Genomic DNA, 17224 nt, shown 5'->3' with positions numbered 1-17224 from the left:
CCGGTACAAAACCCCATTGAGGATGTTTGGTTGCAAGCCAAAACCTGGGTTCGACGTTTTCGTGCTTTGCTCCCTTCATTCTCTCATTTAAAATGGATGTTTGAATGGTTTATCCGTCACACTACCTTTGATTTTCCCACTCTTCAGATGTACGGAGCTTTTTCAAAAATCAAATATTAGTCCTATATAAGACAAGTCAAACTAATTAATTGGTAGCTATCCTTAAATCACCGCCCGAAACTGCTCATATTTCCGAATATTATCAAAATCTGAGTCAGTCTTTGCTATTTCTCGATATTTGGGATAAAGGTCAATTGCTTTTTCCAGGTTTTCAATTGCCTGTTCAATATTATCCTCAAGAGTATAACAGCGAGCTATATTGTACCAACCAAAGTGTAAGTCTGGTTTAATTTTCACCGCCTCGTCTAAGGAGGCAATTGCCTCTTCCAAGCGTCCTAAATCGCACAGTGCAATGCCTTTATTGTACCAAGCTGAGTAGTCGTCTGGTTTAATTTTTACCGCATTATCGTAAGATGCAATTGCTGCTTCCAACTGTCCTAAATCATCTAGCGCAATACCTTTATTGTACCAAGCTGAGTGGTCGTCTGGTTGAATTTTCACCACCTCGTCGAACGAGGCAATTGCTTGTTCGTAGCGTTCTAAATTCCCCAGCGCAATACCTTTATTGTACCAAGCTGAGTGGTCGTCTGGTTTAATTTTTACCGCCTCGTCGAAAGAGGCAATTGCTTGTTCATAGCGTCCTAATTTCCCTAGCGCAATACCTTTGTTGTACCAAGCTGAGTGGTCGTCTGGTTTAATTTTCATCGCCTTGTCGTAGGAGGCAATTTCTTGTTCGTAGCGTCCTAAATCCCCCAACAGAATGCCCCAGATGTTTGAAGCCGAATGTAAGTCTGGTTGAATTTTTAGAGCTTGGTCGAAGGATGCAATTGCCTGTTCGTAGCGTCCTAATTCCCCCAGCGCAACGCCTCGGTTGTACCAAGCCTCATATAAGTCTGGTTTAATCTTTACCGCCTCGTCGTAGGAGGCGATTGCCGCTTCGTAGCGTCCTAAATCAGACAGCGCCAGACCCCGGTTGTTCCAAGCCTCATGTAAGTTTGGTTTGATTTTCACCGCCTCATCGTAGGAGGCAATTGCTGTTTCATATCGTACTAAATAAGACAGTGCCAAACCTCGGTTATTCCAAGCCTCATGTAAGTCTGGTTTAATTTTTACCGCCTCGTCGTAGGAGATAATTGCTGCTTCGTAGCGTCCTAAATAAGACAGCGCCAAACCTCGGTTGTCCCAAGCCTCATATAAGTCTGGTTTAATTTTTACCGCCTCGTCGAAAGAGGCAATCGCTGCTTCATAGTCCTTAGAAGCAACTAACAATTTTCCTCGCTGAAATAGTAAAATTGCCCTACGATTCTTTGTCTGATGTTTTTCTGTTATAAGTTCTTCAATCTCCAATACTTTCTCTATCTTTTTTTCTAGGCTGAGTTGTAAATATTCCTCATAGTCTGTTTCATCTAGTAAACGAGATGATTCTTTTTCTACCACTTCTGGCGTTGTCGGCAATTCAAATACACCAGAACGCCAATCAAAAAAATCGGGAGCACGGTGAACTAAGTAGTTTATTGAAAATGAGCGTAAGAGAAAAACGAAGCAAAACGGGAAATCATCTCTAAACCGTTCCCGCTGTTGGTTTAAATGATTTAAAATTGGCGGAACACTGCTTAAATTGCTAAATTGTCCTCCTGTAATTTCGTCAAAAGTTCTTTGCTCATACTTATATAAAGAATATTCCAGTCCTTTAATCAATAAAATATCAACTTGCTTATCTTTAACAAACTCAGCTACTCGCTGATATAAATTATCAATCGGCTCGACCAAGCGCAAAACTTCAATTTTCTTCTGCGGAATATCCTGCGGAAGTTTGGCAAGAAAGCGGTCTGATTCCGCAGGTGTACATTGCACAAAAAACAAGCCAAATCCTGCTTTCCGCTTCAGTGCGCGAACTAAGTCTTGATAAACTTCTTTTGGCTCAGGGGCTAAATCTTCATCCCAATCACTTAAATTTTGGTTCATGGAAGTTTCGCTATTTTCAATTTGCAGCATATCTAGCCAGGAAATTAAAATCCTTGGCGGTTGTTGATATTATTCGGATATATACATTTCATAAAAGTTTCGCCACAGCTTCTTTAAATTCGGGAATTCCTTGAATCAAGGGATGAATATCATACCAGCGCTGCATCTCCCCCTCATCATCCAAATAGCGGTATTCTAAAAGACAGCGGTTATACATCAAACTGCGATACTTGTCATCATTAATAATGCGCTTAGAAACAGAGACTTCTGCTAACAAACACCATTGATGATTTTCCACTGCGCGGCGATAAGTATCTCTCGCTTGAGTAACTGCTCGTCGCACCACTTTTTCAGAAATCGGTAACTCTTCAGTGCTTCCAATGGCAACTTGAGTTAACAATAGCAAATTTCTGACATGACCTCCACTCATCAAACAGAGTCTTTCCAATGTTTGAAGACTGTCAAAAATGTCGTTTTCTAATGTTAGCTCCGGTGCAATTTGCCGGACTCGCTTGCTAATTACTTCTTTAACTTTCTTGAGTCCTAGATCGTAAATTTCCCCTTTGTGAGTCTTGACCATAATCATCGGCAAAATCAGGCATTCACCGTAAATATCCCAGAGGTCTGTCGCTCGTTTAGAATAGAGCATAGAAATGGGGGCAGTGTAAATTAAATGGCAATCCAAAGCTTTTAGTTGTTCGCTGCGGTCTAAAAAAACTTCCTCATGGTTGGTGTTATCCCCATCTTTAACTAAGACCATCCGGTCTAAGTTATCTACAATTATCGCTAATTGAGTGCAGCCGTTGGGTAGATGCTTTTTTGCATCCGCTAAAAACTCATTCAACACCTTAATTAAAGTGACAGTGCGGGGATTAATTTTTTTGCGAATTTGTTGACGTAATTCGGGAACTGCTCTTAAATTTGCTGTCAGCTTGGCAAACTGCGAAAGTTGCGCTTCTAGTTCCATACTCTCAAACTCTATCGGAGTCTGCGCCAAATCTTTCAACTCTACCCAGCAGTCTTTTAGCCAATCCAGCACTGGACGAGGATTGGCGATTTTCTGTAAATCTTTGAGCAAATGGCGGGTACAGGCGAGGAGAATATCTGTATACTGGGCATCTTCTGAGTCTATATCCTCTTCATCAGCGGCAAAATAGACTACATAAAATTCCCGATTCTCTAAATATTGCTTTAACCTCAGCAATTCTGTAGATTTCCCCCCACCCCGATGACCAGAATACAATTGGCAAGTGTTATTATTTGCCAGTCGCATCCGATTTCCCAACTCATTTAAAATATCCGCATCTCCCCGCACTTGCTGACAATCTACATACTTTGGATCACCTGCGGGTAAGGGTTCAAAAGGGTTAAAGGCGTTGTAAAGGTTTGTGAGTAAATCTGTATGATTAACCATAGGTAACAAATACTGCACTGTTACTCATGCTAGCGAAGATTGTAAAGAATTAAGGATAGACAGAGGCAAATGGGATTGGAAGCGATCGCCTCTACCATCCATGATTTGAAGCTGGCTAGAATGATGAAAAGAAAACTCACTTATTAGGTGATATTGTGGCAAAAATCACTCTCGAAGTACCAGAAGAACTTTTGCAACAACTGGCTAGTTTAGGCGATCGCCTCCCCGAATTACTTGCCCTCAGTCTCCAACAACCACCATTACCAGCCCACATTTATCGCTACATTCTCAATTTTATTGCTAGTAACCCCACACCTGAAGAAATTGCCGCTTTCAGCCCTACACCTGAAATGCAACAACGCTTGCGTACTCTTGTAGAACGTAGTTTATTAAATAAAATTACTGAATTAGAGCGTATAGAACTTGATGATCTCAATAAAATTGAGCATTTAATTATTATGCTCAAAGCAGGAAATATTAAATTAAATAAGGATATGCATAACCGCTACCTGTAAGGCGATCGCTCACACCATCCGCTAAAGTAAACTTATCACTATATTGTCTAATTACCCATGCTAGAAAAAACATCGATATTTCAAAAAGCAATTGAGGCAGTAGAAGCACTCGATCCACAAGCTCAAGTTATTCTTGTAGATATTATTAGCAAACGCCTGAAACAACAGCGACGAGATGAATTATTAAAAGAAATTGCACAAGCAGAGAATGAATATGCTCAGGGTAATGTCCGACGTGGTTCAGTGGCGGATTTAATGGCGGAGTTGGACGAGTGATAAATTTAATTTGGAGTTCGACATTTGTTCGTGCTTTTAAGCGTCTAGTCAAGAAAAATCCGGAATTACGCCCTCAAATTGAGCAAGTATTACAACAAATAGCCGAAGACCCATTTCTACCTAGTTTACGCACTCACAAGCTAAAAGGTGATTTATCGGGCAGATGGTCATGTTCGATTGATTATAGTAATCGTCTTTTATTTAATTTTGTTACTAATTCTGACTCAGGAGAAGAAGAAATATTTTTGTTGACTTTGGGTTCACATGATGATGTTTACTAAATCAAGCATTAGTTTTAATTTCAGCAATTATAATACTTAAATAATAAGTGGCAGATTTAATTATGAACACCAAAATAACAAAACTCCCTATTCCCCCACACTTTCACCCCGAAAAAGTGAGCGAAGTTTGGCGCGTACCTTATCAACAAAGCGCAGCAGAAGCAAAAGTATGGGCTAAAGAACACAATATTAAACCAGCATCAACAGACAAAATCCGCATTTGTCTACTTTTAATTGATGTGCAAAATACCTTTTGCATTCCCGAATTTGAATTATTTGTAGGTGGAAAATCTGGTATTGGTGCGGTTGAAGATAATCGGCGATTGTGTGAATTTATCTATCGAAACTTGGGCGTAATTACGACAATTATACCGACGATGGACACTCACACAGCAATGCAAATTTTCCATCCTATTTTCTGGGTGAATGCCGCAGGTGAACATCCTACACCCGCTGCTTCTAGCATCACTCCAGCAGATATTGAAAAAGGAAATTGGAAAGTTAACCCCGCACTTGCTTTCAGTTTAGGATACGATTATGATTTTTTAGAAAAACATGCCTATCATTACGTTAAACAATTAACTGAAAATGGCAAATATCCGCTCACAGTTTGGTTTTATCATTCTATGTTAGGTGGTATTGGTCATGCTTTGGTTTCATCTGTCGAGGAAGCGATATTTTTTCACTGTATAGCTCGTAATAGTCAAACGCAATTTGAAATTAAAGGCGATAATCCTTTAACAGAAAACTATTCTGTGCTGCGTCCAGAGGTTTTAGAAGGTGTTGATAAAAATCCAATTGCTCAAAAGAATACACGTTTAATTCAACAACTTTTAGAGTTTGATGCTGTCATCATTGCCGGACAAGCTAAGAGTCACTGCGTTGCTTGGACTATTGACGATTTGTTAACAGAAATTCAGCAGATAGATGCTACGCTTGCGAAAAAAATCTATCTGCTGGAAGATTGTACTTCGCCGGTTGTTGTTTCAGGTGTGGTGGATTATACAGTGCAGGCTGATGCGGCGTTTGAAAGGTTTGCTGAGGCGGGGATGCATGTAGTTAAATCTACGGAAGAGATTAACTTTTTTTAACGCAAAGGAACGCGGAGGAAATTTTTGCGTATTAACGCTGCATGTACTGATTTGGATCTTTGGCTACCCAACCTAAATCTGAACTGGAACGTATTTCAAAATGAAGGTGGGGTTGGGTGGAGGTAGGTTTTCCAGTTGTCCCTACGGTTCCTATTTGGTCTTGCTGTTTTACTTGCTGACCGACGGAAACTTTGATATCTTTCAGATGGGCGTAGCGACTTTGGATTTTGCCGGGGTGATTAATTATTACTAAGTTGCCGTAAGTGCCTTGATTGCCAGCAAATACTACGGTTCCGGGTGCGATCGCTTGCACAGAAGTTTCCACGGCTGCTAACAAATCTACACCACTGTGAAAGAAAACTTCATTTGTCGAAGGATTAATCTGCCAACCATAAGGTAATGCCACTGTCGTAATTTGTGGCAAAGGGTATCCAGTGAACTTCACCGGAGTTTTAGGTGTGGTGGAATCACTTACAGGACGACTCCGCGATGAATTCCCCTGAGGTACAAACACTACTCTCGGATCTTTTTCACAACCATTAACCTCAAACAGCGCGTCAGCACGGATTTTATACTTTGCTGCGACTTCTCGCCAAGTTTGTCCGCGAGGCACTTCCACGACAATTCCATCGTAGGGAGGAATTAAAATTTCACTACCTACGGCTACGGTGCGGTTTCGCAAATCTGGATTCATGCGGATAATGGTTGTTGGCGTGAGATTGTAGCGCTGGGCTATGCTTTCTAAAGTTTCGCTAGAAGCAACTTTATGGCGTTGAAAACGTTCAAGGGCTGGAGTGGGACAACCTGGAACTGAAGCGATCGCGCTTTTTGATGGGATTATGGACACTACCCCAAGGACGCTGAGTAGGAAACACAGAAACTGTTGACGAAAGGGAAAAGTCATGTACAGACTGGGGACTGGGGACTGGGGACTGGGAAAATATCACTAACCCAACCACTCACAACTAACATTGTACAGACGCGATTAATCGCGTCTCTCTAGTACAGACGCGATTAATCGCGTCTCTACTTCGCATAAAATCCGAAACTTTATGGGGAATAGTGCCAAATTAGGCTGTCGAGCATCTGTTAACTAGCCTCTAGCTTGACTAAACTTAAAAGTTAGCATCTGCATTGCTGTCTATGAAAGTAAAAATTATGAAGTTTTCCGTAAAAAAACTAGCCCTTTATCTGTCCTTATTGGCGATCGGCGGCGGTGTAGGATTGTTAGGCGGTCGTTTTATTCTGCCACAAAGTCGCCCGTTTCAAGATTTAAAAGCTGTGACAGTGGCTTTGCCTCCACAAACTGTAGCACCTAATCCCGTTGGAGGAATGATTGGTGCTACTGGCGGGGATAATGTAAATTTTATTGCCACTGCTGTACAAAAAACTGGACCTGCGGTAGTGCGAATTAATGCAACTCGCAAAGTTGCCAATCCGATTTCTGACGCTTTAAAAAATCCCCTTTTGCGGCGATTTTTTGGGGAGGATGAACAACCAGTTCCCCAAGAAAGGATTGAACGCGGTACGGGGTCGGGATTTATTTTGAGTCAAGATGGTGAATTGTTAACTAATGCTCATGTTGTCGCAGACACAGACACAGTATTAGTAACTCTCAAAGATGGTCGGACTTTTGAGGGTAAGGTGGCGGGAGTCGATCCGGTTACAGATGTGGCAGTAGTCAAAATTAATGCTGATAAGTTGCCAACTGTCAAGCTGGGTAATTCGCAAAACTTAATACCGGGACAATGGGCGATCGCCATCGGCAATCCTCTCGGTTTAGATAATACTGTCACTATTGGCATCATCAGCGCAACCGATCGCACTAGTGTTCAAGTCGGTATCCCCGATAAGCGAGTCAGTTTTATCCAAACTGATGCCGCAATTAATCCAGGTAACTCCGGCGGACCTTTGTTAAACGCTCAGGGCGAGGTGATTGGCGTTAACACTGCCATCCGCGCCGATGCTCAAGGACTCGGTTTCGCGATTCCCATCGAAACTGCCGCCCGCATCGCGTCGGAACTGTTTACCAAAGGGCGTGCTGAACATCCTTTTTTGGGGATTGAAATGGTAGACCTTTCTCCTACCAAAAAACAGCAGATTAATCAAGAAAGTAATCTGAAAATTAAGCAGGACAGCGGTGTTGTGGTTAAAGGGGTTCTGGAAAAATCACCGGCACAAAAGGGAGGACTGCTTCCTGGAGACTTGATTCAAAAACTTAACCGGAAACCAGTCAAAACAGCGGCTCAGGTACAGAAGGTGGTAGAGTCCAGTTCGGTTGGAGACATCTTAGAGATGGAAGTCAATCGCAACGGGAAAATTCAAACCTTCAAACTAGTGTGTGGGGCTTATCCTGAGAAATAGTCTGTTGGGTGGTGGTTGTTAGTTGTTAGTTGGTGGTTGTTAGTTGTTCTACTATCCACTAACCACTATCCACTATCCACCATCCACTATCCACTCACTATTGATTGTTACTCAAATTTTCTAACTGCATCCGCTGTTCCATCTGGCGCAAGAAATACCCCGTCATCATTGCCGATCCTAAAAGACCAGCTAAATTTTCGCGGTCTGTTGTAATTTGCACATGGAAATTTTCCGCTGGAAGCATTCCCACAAGCCCTTGAACGTTTTGGGAAATTATTTGTTTAATTTCCGGGCTGACGGACTGGGCGACACGGGCTAAAACTTCTGGAGACTGGTGCTGTAGATATTTGAGTAACTGATTGGGGTATTCGTCAGAATTGTCGGAAACAAGCTGATTAGGGTGTTCCTCAGAGTTGTCATTCAAAAAGTTAGGATTAAACACCATTGGCAGTTATGCTAGCTGAGTTGCTATTTCTACTTTAAACCATTCAACCAGGGTAATGCATTCCCCACAAGTATTAGGCGGTAACTTATGCCTAGTACAACCTTTGACACTTTAACATCAGCCCTGAGACTGATGTTATTGGCTTTTTTGGAATTTATTTATAGTGGTTCTGGTTCTGGTTCAGTTTTCAAGTCTAGTTCTAGTTGTCGTTCTTCTTGGCTGCGGTCGAATGGTTCGGGAAGTTGCTCAATTTGGAAATATTGATGAAATTTAGGAGTTATTTGTAGCGAATATGACCGAGATTCATTATCTCGGCGTTTTCGGACAAAACCGAGTTCGACTAGTTCGGGAACGTGTTGATATACTCCCGATCCGCGCAGGTTAATCAAATCGCTTTGAAGAATCGGGCTATTAAGAGCGATCGCTGCTAAAGTTCGCAATGCCCCCAAGCCCAATTCCACTGGTATCATGGTTTGCACTAATTCATGATAATCTGACCGCAGTTGCAGGCAGTAACCTGCTGGAGTTTCTACAACTTCTAAAGCGCCATCTCTGTGGGCATAGTTATCGATTAATTCAATTATGCCTTCCTCAACAGTAGCGCGATCGCAGGCGGCATATTCGGCGATTTCACCGAGGGATAAGGGTTTACCTTTTAAATAGAGAATCGCTTCTATCTTGTTCGCTGTGGCTGTAATCATTAATCACTAGTCATTGTTCAAGAGTCATTAGTCACCAGAGCAAATGACAACTGACTGACTCACACTTACAGAATAATAAGTGTGTGGGATTATATCATTATTTGACACAAACGTCAAACTGAAAAATTTTCCTTTTCCCTCTGCTCTCTGGCAGTGAGGATGAATTCGGCGATCGCTAAATCTTGTGGGGTAGTAACTTTCAAATTGGTTTCTTCCCCTTGGACAATTGCGACGTTGTAGCCGCACTTTTCAAACAAAGCCGCATCGTCAGTGACTTCCCAACCCTCACGGATACCCATTTCGTGGCATTGTTTCAACAACTTAACATCAAAAGCTTGGGGAGTTTGTGCGGCATAAAGTCGCCGTCGGTCAGGAGTACTTTGAATTATGCCATCTTCATCGACAACTTTGATAGTATCCTTGACAGGGATGGCGGCAATCAAACCAGAATAATGGTGAATCGATAAAGCACAAGCATCAAATAAATCCGGTGTCGCAAGACATCTGGCACCATCGTGAATCAACACTTGCTCTGCGGTAGATGGTAATGCAAGTAAACCATTGTAAACTGATTCTTGGCGTGTAGATCCGCCTTCGATCAATTCCACAGGTTTAGTTAATTTTTCTTGCTGGATAATTGTCTGGAGGTCTTGCCAGTCGGTAGGATTCGCAATAATCCCAATCCAACTGATTAAAGATGCTGCTTCAGCGGCTTGGAGAGTCCAACTAATTATCGGTTGCGATCGCACGAGTAACAAAAGTTTATTGCGATCGCTTCCCATTCTTCGTCCCATCCCCGCAGCTGGAATTAGTAAATGCACAGTTTTCCTCAATCTAGGTACTGGATAGTGGTTAGTGGATGGTTGTTAGTAGGAGCGTGGGTAGTGGATAGTCGATGGTGGATAGTTGATAACCGTTGACTATTAACCGTCAACTAACAACCAACAACTATTAACCAACAATTTCAAATAAGTAGCGAGTAAGTGTAAATAAATCTTATGCGAATAGTAGCCCTTGTTCCCGGCGGAATTAGCGAGCAAATTCTCTTCTTTCCGACTCTAGATGACCTGAAGCGCTCATTACCTTCAGCTCACATAGACGTTGTTACCGAACCCCGCTCAAAAGCTGCCTACCGGGTAAGCAAGTCAGTTGACCAGGTACTGACATTTGATTTCCAAGACCGCAACAGTTTAGCAGATTGGGGTAACTTGGTGGGTATGATTCGCGATCGCGAGTACGATGTTGCCATTTTTTTAGGACAAAGCTGGTTGGTTCGTTTTTTACTTTGGTTGACGGGAATCCCCACACGGATAGGCTACCAAGGCAAAGGCTCTGTTTTTTTAACCAACCCAGTGCCTCTAAAACAATCGCAGTACACTGCACAAATGTATCATGACCTCCTCACAGGTTTGGGCATTCAATCTACTTGCCCAGATTTAACGGTCAATATACCTTTAACCGATATTGATTGGGCAGAAAAAGAACAAAAACGTTTAGGTGTGCATGAAACAGGTTACATTTTGATTGACGCTGGTTCTAGTCAGTTAGCCCAAACCAAAGCTACAGGTGAAGTTTATCCTGTGCAAAGTTGGCTGCAAATTATTCAAAATTTCCGCAGCAAGCAACCAGAGATGCCTGTAGTAGTAGTCAAAGAACCAGAAGATGAATTGGTACAATCCCTTGAGTTGTCTTTGAAAGATGTTCAAATGACTTACCCAGATGATATCGGCAAGTTAGCTGCCATGATTGGCGGGGCAAATTTGATGTTGTGTACCGACAGTGCGGCGATGCACTTGAGTGTGGCAGTACAAACTTATACTATTGCTTTATTTGGTGGCACAGAACCAGCCAAGTTGTTACCTAAGAGTGATAAATTCTTAGCGATCAAATCTCCTAACGGTAGAATTGCTGAGATTTCACCCAATACAGTTTTGCAGAAAGTTTGGGGTTAGCTGCTGCTCTAGAAATTTTCTGCATATCTGGGCAAATATAGGCAATAATTCCGAGATTTTCGGAAAATTGTGCATAGGTACCTGTATAATGTAATTACGCTTGATTAGTGCGGGATGCATTCATCTTACTGGGCGTGAAAACCACAGAAACACTTGGCACGAACTAATCACACAAAAATTGAATATTTTAAGTCTCGTACTGAAATTCGTTTTAGTATCTCTAACTGGGGATTAGTGGTCAAGGAACCTGAGTCACAGGATAAGGGAACCAAGCTGAAAAGCGCTTCTGATTGAGCGAACTTATACCGTGGAGTTGAGCTTGCCCATATTTACGGATTTATACCTAGATATGCGTAGGTTTTTAGAAGCGGTGGCTAGTACTGCAATAATTGTGTATTTGTGCTTTGCACGTCTTGGCTGATGATTAAATAGGCTGTTTTTTATTGAGTGCGATGGCGCAAAGCGCCCACTCTAGGCGATCGCACGCTTCTATATCAAGGTGAGCCACATTTGCCACGGTGAATATTTCAACATCCTATGAGAGTGTTATTTAAGCCGTGTGCAGCGTTAAGCGATCGCCAAATATTCTTTTTTTTTGAGTTTCCATTTTACTAAATCATATAAGAGTTATTACTTAGCGTAAATTTTTAAACAGTGAACTTTTTCTTCAGGACTTACGCACGGACTACGAATTTCTGTCATTGCGACGTAAGGAAGCAATCTCAAAGTCTTGTTTTTTCGTAACAAGTGCGTAAGTCCTATTCTTGTTTCTTGCACAGACTGAGACAAAGTTAGATGCGCTATAATATTTTTCCTATCTTAATTTTTCACTTCCGTTGTATTGAGTCAGAACATACCCCCTAATCAACCTACTGTAAGCTGAAAATTCTGAACTAACATCACACAAAATCTGATTACATTGCCAAAAATTTAGCTGTAATAGTTGAGTTTATTTTGCAGCAAATTTTAGTTTAAAACAAAAAAATAACTATTCTAAGGCACTTACAACTAATAAAATATCATCCCGGCATAACAAGCGATCCGCGATACCCAACCAATTATTTCAATACACGGCTGGATATTTTATTTTTTGGATCTCCCTAAGCAGATGTGGTCAAATCTTTTGATTAACACTTTGTCTAGATTTTTGCTGAGGTATTTACAAAAATTTACAAAAATATCATTGGCAAAGATAAGTTAAAAAAATTAGATTTTTGCCAAATTGTTAGTTTATATATATTTGTGGGAACAATATCTTTGGCATTATAAATAGTATGCATTTAACCCAGTTGTCAAAATTGGAAAATGGCTAATTGGTAATGTTCAATGTGTCATAGTTGACAGCCAACTCTTAACCATCAATTAAATTTTCAATAAAAAAAATGAACAGCAAGATACACTTTTTAATTCAGTAGTAAATATGAGGCTTTTTGACAAGACTAATCGATTACAACTAGAAATTTCAGTTCAAACAAAAATTAGCAACCTTAATACACAAAATTAAGGATTCTCGGCTATTGGGCAAACACTGGTTGCCCATACTACTTGGTTTGATTAGCTTATGGGTGGATCTAACACGCCATATTTTGTGTTCCTTAACTTGACTTTCGTTATAAATCCTAGCGTTCAACCAAAAATGTGATGAACTATACACAAGGAAAAATAAATGGCGATTTGGTTACATGGCTTTATTAGCAGTGGAAAACGGTATATCCAAGTAGATACTCAGACTCATCATATCATTGGGGTTTTCCTTCGTATTATATGTTCCTCACCAAAAATGCATTTTTCGACATTAGAAAATACTAAAAGTGCATATTTCAAGTGCAAAGAAGACGCAACAATAACTTTTTATCAAGCGGGAACGAAGAATGAAGCTAATCCAGGAATTTGGACTTATGTTGTGTATGAATGTTCGCTTATGGAAGAAAAAGTATTCCATGACTTGTCCATCAACACAAGCACAAATCTTCTCCAAGAATTATTAGCTGGTAAAAAACTGATTCGATTAGCCGAAAATATTCATGATTATCTCAACTATCAATATAATCAATGTGAATATTTGGATGTAGAACTTCCTTTAAATTGGAATACTTCCAGAGGAAGAGAAATCGCTGATTTGCTTTTAGCAGAATTTAACGCTTTAAAAGCATCAAAACTGTTTGCAGAAAATGCCGGTAAAAAATACATGCAAACAGTTTTGGATAACTTTATCAAAGCTGCACAAGAAGTTGTAGAAATCGGTGGTACAGCAAAAGATTTTGAAGCTAAACAATACAAAATACTGAATCAAATCAGGATTGATGAAATAGTAAATAGAATTATTGACTATAACGACTATCGAATCTGGCAGGAAGCTTTACCAAGTAAATCAAAAGCAGTTGAATACGCTTTCAATACCGCATTAAGTTACATATATCGTATAAACTGAGTTTTTGGTTGTTGGTTGGAGCGTTGTTGGTTCTTCGTTGTCAAAAAGTACTCGTTACAACCATCAACTATCAACCAACAACTATCAACTATCCATTATCAACCATCAACTTCAAAACATCCCAAACAAAGTATCATCTAAGTCATAACCCAGCAATTGAGCCATTGATTTGAGACGGAATTGATTGGGTATACCCTGCTGTTTGAGCCAATCGCTTAAAATAAAGATTCTTTGCATCAAAAAGATTTCTAAAGCTTCAGGATTATACTGAATACCTTCTTTTTGACTGAATTGGTGGGGTACGAGCATAGCGACATAACGAACAAGTTCCCCAGCTTTCCAATCTAGTAAGAATGGCAACCAAGGATAGCGAGCATCCAGACGGAGAAACCACAACCGTACCTCTGGAATTTCGGAAAGTTCCCGTGGATCGCTTTTTTCTTGAGAATAGTTGATCTCAAAGTGCAGCTGCTGTTCGTGGGATGCGATCGCCCCATCTTCCAGCAGTTGTGAAATCACTGTTGATGCGGGTGATAGATCCAGATTGTTAATGCAGTCGGTATTAAGTGCGATCGCGATCGTCATTGGGATTTTTACACTATTGATGCAACAATAAGATCGAGAATATACAGTAGCAGCTTTTAGGTACTAACGCCACACCCCATTGATTAAAAATAAAGACGCGATGAACCTCGCGTCTCTATTCGTAGTCAGCGTGAAGAGCGCTTATTTACAGCACTCTTCGTACAACAAACACACCCTTAGATGATCTGGATTAACTGAAAGATTTATGGTGCAGGGCATTATCGTCACTCACAACAAACGTGTGAATACGGTTGATTCCCGTAGAAACAGCAGTAGGAGCAACAAATGCACGAGCTTCCTAAATTCTCCCAAGCACTCCAGGTAAAATTATCCCAGATTTTGGCATACAAAGCATTATTAGTCACAACCTCAAACACATCCAGTCGGTTCGCTCCCCAAGAAGCGATCCTCCGGGGAATAAACCATATGGGAATTTCTCCGAACGAATATTAATCCGTGCATCTACTGGAATTTATGGTTGTTTTAAATTGAATTTAAGTGTAAACAACAGGATTTTTTTGAGTTTTATTGCTATGTCAAGGACAGCTTGGGTACAAGGTTTTCGTTGGGGTGTGACGCGGACTTAATATTAAATACTTGTTCATGAATTTAATTAAGTCACTGCGACGTTTAGTATTCCATTGAGCGGCAGTGTAACTAGGCGATCGCCCTTTCAAATGCAGTAACATCATCTTGATAAAATCACGACTGGCAGCGATCGCAGCTTTTTCTGGTGGGTTGCTGACATTAACATAATCTCGGATGTCAATCGGCAGAGGAATCACCCTACCAGGCTGTCGCATCGGTAAAACTCGGTGTTCTTGCGGATAGGGAAGTCCCTTAATGCCGTAGTAGCGAATAAAAAGAATTGTACCTGCACCACTATTTTCGCGTTCTGTATGCGCTGGAGAATATGAGTCTTGAATTAGGTGGAGCGCTTCCCCAATCCATTCAAATGCTTCTTCTCGCTTGGTTGCACTCAGCACTTTACCATGCAAAACCATCAATTGCTGTCTAGTTTCGGCTAATGCTTCTTCTAGTTTTTGACATTTGTAGCGGCGTAATGCGTGGCGACGTTGCTGGGTGGGTTTAAAATGGTTTGATAGCTTCTCGGTATCAACTCTGCGGACACCCCGATTCATTGCCGCTAACTCAGTCTTAGAAATGGGCAAACCATGACTTGCATGACGATTTAAAGTTTCGTGTCCTGGGGGAATTTTCAATAGTCGGTTCTCGACAACAAAAGCTTCTGCTTCTTCTTCAGATTTATTTTGCAATTTTCGCTGCAAGTATTCGTTTTCTATATATCGGTCATAGGATACTTGCTCGGAATCGTCACTTTCAATAGCTGCATCAATTTTTTCTAGAAGCTGCTCTAATTCTGCCTCTAGATTCGTTTCCATTTCGCGCTGTCTTGGGGATGAAATCGGCTCAACAGGGGGCAATTTATCGCCTTGTTCTAAAGTTGTAATTAACACAATTCGATTGCCGTCTTCACCACCAGGACGATAGAGAATCGGCACACCCCGGACAACAGCAATGCGGGTATTGTAACCTGACCGCGTTTGGCGATAGTGTTTTGCCGCGTAAAACTCACTTTTAAAGGTGCGTGGGTCAAAGCGTACACCAGCAGACAAAACACGTTTGAGGAACCGTTGAGCAAAATGCAGTGTAGGCAAGAAGCCTTGACGTTTGAGGTAAGTGGCAAACCTATTTGCCGGGTTACGTCCTGCTTGTCCACGTAGCTCTAATTCTGAGTAGCCGTCCAATAGCTGCTCTGTAAATGTGTTACTCATAATACTAAATCCTGAGTACTGAGTTCTGTGTCATGCTAAGTTGCCTTTTTCTTTTTGATTTAAGACTTACGCACGAGTACTTGAAAAACGAACCACAGAGACGCAGAGGACACAGAGTAATAAAAGTTTGAGAGAGTTTTTGCGTAAGTACTATGATTAATATCCTTCTCCTGCACTTCTCAAAGGTCTGTGACCATTTTGACGAGGTTCAAAAGTAACTACTCGTTTGGTATGACCGCGAAAAGCAATACCCAAGGTTTCGGCACTCGTGAGCCATTCTTCGGTAACATCAGCAATTTCTCGGACTAAGGCTTCAAATTCGGCTCGTGAATTATTGAGGATGTATTTCTGAGCTAACCAGCGGATAATACTGCGTCCGGCAACAGCCATGCGGTGCCGCTGTGATGCGTTAACATCTTGTTTGAAGTAGCGCAGCATAATTTCTTCGACTACATCCCAAGCGTTGTCTGCACCAAACAGTTTTTTGACATCATCCGCACCGAGAATTTTGAAGGCTTCTTCTAGCAGTTGCAGAACTTCTATTCGGAGGACGGTGACATGTCCGTAGGAAGACCATTTCAGGTTATTTCGCAAATCTAAACCCGCTCGTCGCACGGTGGCAATGCTGCCAAAACTGGGGTCGTAAGCGCGATCGCGAATTACATCTGAGATGCGTTTATCGCGCCAAAACTCCGCAACGTTGTTAATAAACTGTGTAAATAAAGTGTGAAATTGCAGATTCGGTTTAGCGCTAGACATCGGTGGGACAGTGGTGTAACCAAATACTCGGCGGTAAGTTTGCATCCGCTCTTTTTGGGTGTAGCGCAACACACTACGACGGTCAAAGCGATACAAACCATAAGCACCGTCACCGTTGGATAATCTGACAGCACCGGCGTTGAATAGTTCTTGCAGTTTTTTGACAGCACGAAAAACGCCGACTTTTTCGTGTTGGTAGAGATAGTATAAATCGGCAACTGCGAGAATGCGATCGCTCGCTACTTGTTCGTCATAATCTTCTACACCCTGCGGTAAGCGCGTTGAATTAACTTTGCTGGCTGCTTGAGAACCAATCCCTACTAACTCAGCTAGTCCCCCATCTGGAGGTGCTACCATTTGCCCTTGATTTGTCAGTACCTGTGATAGTAGATCCTCAATTTGCTGAGTCAAAGCATCAGCCAGTTGCGGATTTTGGATGAGTTGCGGTGCTAACCTATCTGCAAGGGTTTCTTTTAAAGCCGCAAAGCGATCGTATAAATCTTGATTTTCTCCTGTCGTTGACATAATT

At 41.4% G+C, this 17224-nt stretch carries 17 protein-coding genes and 1 pseudogene; 9 read left to right on the top strand and 9 right to left on the bottom strand.

Annotated elements, in window-relative coordinates; genetic code table 11:
* Positions 1-180: pseudogene (locus TOL9009_RS46275) on the top strand (IS630 family transposase); the annotation flags it as partial.
* 42 nt (positions 181-222) lie between these two features.
* Here TOL9009_RS46275 and TOL9009_RS0127555 read toward each other — a convergent pair.
* Both TOL9009_RS0127555 and TOL9009_RS0127550 read right to left on the bottom strand, forming a co-directional pair.
* Positions 223-2085 carry a tetratricopeptide repeat protein gene (locus TOL9009_RS0127555; RefSeq protein ID WP_029636409.1) on the bottom strand — a complete coding sequence of 621 codons (1863 nt, stop codon included), beginning with the start codon at positions 2083-2085 and terminating at the stop codon, positions 223-225.
* A gap of 88 nt (positions 2086-2173) precedes the next feature.
* Positions 2174-3499: an AAA family ATPase gene (locus TOL9009_RS0127550; RefSeq protein ID WP_029636408.1), complete on the bottom strand. Its 1326-nt coding sequence runs from the start codon at positions 3497-3499 to the stop codon at positions 2174-2176.
* A 155-nt stretch (positions 3500-3654) separates the two neighbouring features.
* On the opposite strand from TOL9009_RS0127550, the gene TOL9009_RS0127545 reads away from it, so the two are divergent.
* The 4 genes from TOL9009_RS0127545 to TOL9009_RS0127530 all read left to right on the top strand — a co-directional run bounded on the left by TOL9009_RS0127545 (position 3655) and on the right by TOL9009_RS0127530 (position 5662).
* Entirely contained in the window at positions 3655-4014 is a 360-nt protein-coding gene (locus TOL9009_RS0127545; RefSeq protein ID WP_029636406.1) for a hypothetical protein, read from the top strand.
* A 57-nt stretch (positions 4015-4071) separates the two neighbouring features.
* Complete coding sequence (locus TOL9009_RS0127540; protein WP_029636404.1) at positions 4072-4290, top strand: hypothetical protein; 219 nt, start codon at positions 4072-4074, stop codon at positions 4288-4290.
* A complete protein-coding gene (locus tag TOL9009_RS0127535; protein WP_144238354.1) occupies positions 4287-4571 on the top strand; it encodes a type II toxin-antitoxin system RelE/ParE family toxin in 285 nt (94 codons plus the stop codon). Before TOL9009_RS0127540 ends, TOL9009_RS0127535 begins: the two co-directional genes overlap by 4 nt.
* Before the next feature lie 62 nt (positions 4572-4633).
* A complete protein-coding gene (locus TOL9009_RS0127530) occupies positions 4634-5662 on the top strand; it encodes a cysteine hydrolase family protein (RefSeq protein ID WP_029636400.1) in 1029 nt (342 codons plus the stop codon).
* 31 nt (positions 5663-5693) lie between these two features.
* On the opposite strand, the gene TOL9009_RS0127525 is transcribed toward TOL9009_RS0127530, so the two are convergent.
* Complete coding sequence (locus TOL9009_RS0127525) at positions 5694-6566, bottom strand: LysM peptidoglycan-binding domain-containing M23 family metallopeptidase (RefSeq protein WP_029636398.1); 873 nt, start codon at positions 6564-6566, stop codon at positions 5694-5696.
* A gap of 254 nt (positions 6567-6820) precedes the next feature.
* Here TOL9009_RS0127525 and TOL9009_RS0127520 point away from each other — a divergent pair, with 254 nt between their 5' ends.
* Entirely contained in the window at positions 6821-8026 is a 1206-nt protein-coding gene (locus TOL9009_RS0127520; protein ID WP_029636397.1) for an HhoA/HhoB/HtrA family serine endopeptidase, read from the top strand.
* A 97-nt stretch (positions 8027-8123) separates the two neighbouring features.
* On the opposite strand, the gene TOL9009_RS0127515 is transcribed toward TOL9009_RS0127520, so the two are convergent.
* From TOL9009_RS0127515 to ispD, 3 genes are all read right to left on the bottom strand, one after another.
* Positions 8124-8471 (bottom strand): DUF760 domain-containing protein, encoded by a 348-nt coding sequence (locus TOL9009_RS0127515; protein WP_029636395.1) that lies wholly within the window; start codon positions 8469-8471, stop codon positions 8124-8126.
* A 158-nt stretch (positions 8472-8629) separates the two neighbouring features.
* The gene (gene scpB / locus TOL9009_RS0127510) at positions 8630-9172 is read right to left on the bottom strand and encodes an SMC-Scp complex subunit ScpB (RefSeq protein ID WP_029636393.1); all 543 of its coding nucleotides are present in this window, start codon (positions 9170-9172) and stop codon (positions 8630-8632) included.
* Between the two features lie 113 nt (positions 9173-9285).
* Entirely contained in the window at positions 9286-9993 is a 708-nt protein-coding gene (gene ispD, locus TOL9009_RS0127505; protein WP_029636392.1) for a 2-C-methyl-D-erythritol 4-phosphate cytidylyltransferase, read from the bottom strand.
* A gap of 177 nt (positions 9994-10170) precedes the next feature.
* Here ispD and TOL9009_RS0127500 point away from each other — a divergent pair, with 177 nt between their 5' ends.
* Both TOL9009_RS0127500 and TOL9009_RS0127495 read left to right on the top strand, forming a co-directional pair.
* Positions 10171-11124 (top strand): glycosyltransferase family 9 protein, encoded by a 954-nt coding sequence (locus TOL9009_RS0127500; protein ID WP_029636390.1) that lies wholly within the window; start codon positions 10171-10173, stop codon positions 11122-11124.
* Between the two features lie 1666 nt (positions 11125-12790).
* Positions 12791-13555: a hypothetical protein gene (locus tag TOL9009_RS0127495; RefSeq protein ID WP_029636388.1), complete on the top strand. Its 765-nt coding sequence runs from the start codon at positions 12791-12793 to the stop codon at positions 13553-13555.
* A 111-nt stretch (positions 13556-13666) separates the two neighbouring features.
* On the opposite strand, the gene TOL9009_RS0127490 is transcribed toward TOL9009_RS0127495, so the two are convergent.
* Complete coding sequence (locus tag TOL9009_RS0127490) at positions 13667-14140, bottom strand: CRR6 family NdhI maturation factor (protein ID WP_029636387.1); 474 nt, start codon at positions 14138-14140, stop codon at positions 13667-13669.
* A 285-nt stretch (positions 14141-14425) separates the two neighbouring features.
* Here TOL9009_RS0127490 and TOL9009_RS47850 point away from each other — a divergent pair, with 285 nt between their 5' ends.
* Complete coding sequence (locus tag TOL9009_RS47850) at positions 14426-14593, top strand: hypothetical protein (RefSeq protein WP_186227662.1); 168 nt, start codon at positions 14426-14428, stop codon at positions 14591-14593.
* Between the two features lie 83 nt (positions 14594-14676).
* Here the strand turns inward: TOL9009_RS47850 and TOL9009_RS0127485 are convergent, their stop codons facing one another.
* Complete coding sequence (locus tag TOL9009_RS0127485; protein ID WP_029636386.1) at positions 14677-15936, bottom strand: phospholipase C/P1 nuclease family protein; 1260 nt, start codon at positions 15934-15936, stop codon at positions 14677-14679.
* A gap of 156 nt (positions 15937-16092) precedes the next feature.
* Complete coding sequence (locus TOL9009_RS40695) at positions 16093-17220, bottom strand: hypothetical protein (protein ID WP_051503048.1); 1128 nt, start codon at positions 17218-17220, stop codon at positions 16093-16095.
* Between the last annotated feature and the right edge of the window lie 4 nt (positions 17221-17224).

Origin of the sequence: [Scytonema hofmanni] UTEX 2349 (assembly GCF_000582685.1) — a bacterium.
GTDB classification, from domain to species: Bacteria; Cyanobacteriota; Cyanobacteriia; order Cyanobacteriales; family Nostocaceae; genus Hassallia; species Hassallia hofmanni.
The sequence above is the reverse complement of the archived record's forward strand: the minus strand, read 5'-3'. Positions and strand labels throughout refer to the sequence as shown.

Bases quoted from the DNA above. Each gene is read 5' to 3' on its own strand.
- scpB (WP_029636393.1), bottom strand. From the start codon at position 9,172: ATGATTACAGCCACAGCGAACAAGATAGAAGCGATTCTCTATTTAAAA.
- TOL9009_RS0127530 (WP_029636400.1), top strand. From the start codon at position 4,634: ATGAACACCAAAATAACAAAACTCCCTATTCCCCCACACTTTCACCCC.
- TOL9009_RS0127500 (WP_029636390.1), top strand. From the start codon at position 10,171: ATGCGAATAGTAGCCCTTGTTCCCGGCGGAATTAGCGAGCAAATTCTC.
- TOL9009_RS40695 (WP_051503048.1), bottom strand. From the start codon at position 17,220: ATGTCAACGACAGGAGAAAATCAAGATTTATACGATCGCTTTGCGGCT.
- TOL9009_RS0127555 (WP_029636409.1), bottom strand. From the start codon at position 2,085: ATGAACCAAAATTTAAGTGATTGGGATGAAGATTTAGCCCCTGAGCCA.
- TOL9009_RS0127515 (WP_029636395.1), bottom strand. From the start codon at position 8,471: ATGGTGTTTAATCCTAACTTTTTGAATGACAACTCTGAGGAACACCCT.
- TOL9009_RS0127550 (WP_029636408.1), bottom strand. From the start codon at position 3,499: ATGGTTAATCATACAGATTTACTCACAAACCTTTACAACGCCTTTAAC.
- TOL9009_RS0127520 (WP_029636397.1), top strand. From the start codon at position 6,821: ATGAAGTTTTCCGTAAAAAAACTAGCCCTTTATCTGTCCTTATTGGCG.
- TOL9009_RS47850 (WP_186227662.1), top strand. From the start codon at position 14,426: ATGCACGAGCTTCCTAAATTCTCCCAAGCACTCCAGGTAAAATTATCC.
- TOL9009_RS0127495 (WP_029636388.1), top strand. From the start codon at position 12,791: ATGGCGATTTGGTTACATGGCTTTATTAGCAGTGGAAAACGGTATATC.
- TOL9009_RS0127485 (WP_029636386.1), bottom strand. From the start codon at position 15,936: ATGAGTAACACATTTACAGAGCAGCTATTGGACGGCTACTCAGAATTA.
- TOL9009_RS0127525 (WP_029636398.1), bottom strand. From the start codon at position 6,566: ATGACTTTTCCCTTTCGTCAACAGTTTCTGTGTTTCCTACTCAGCGTC.
- TOL9009_RS0127490 (WP_029636387.1), bottom strand. From the start codon at position 14,140: ATGACGATCGCGATCGCACTTAATACCGACTGCATTAACAATCTGGAT.
- TOL9009_RS0127540 (WP_029636404.1), top strand. From the start codon at position 4,072: ATGCTAGAAAAAACATCGATATTTCAAAAAGCAATTGAGGCAGTAGAA.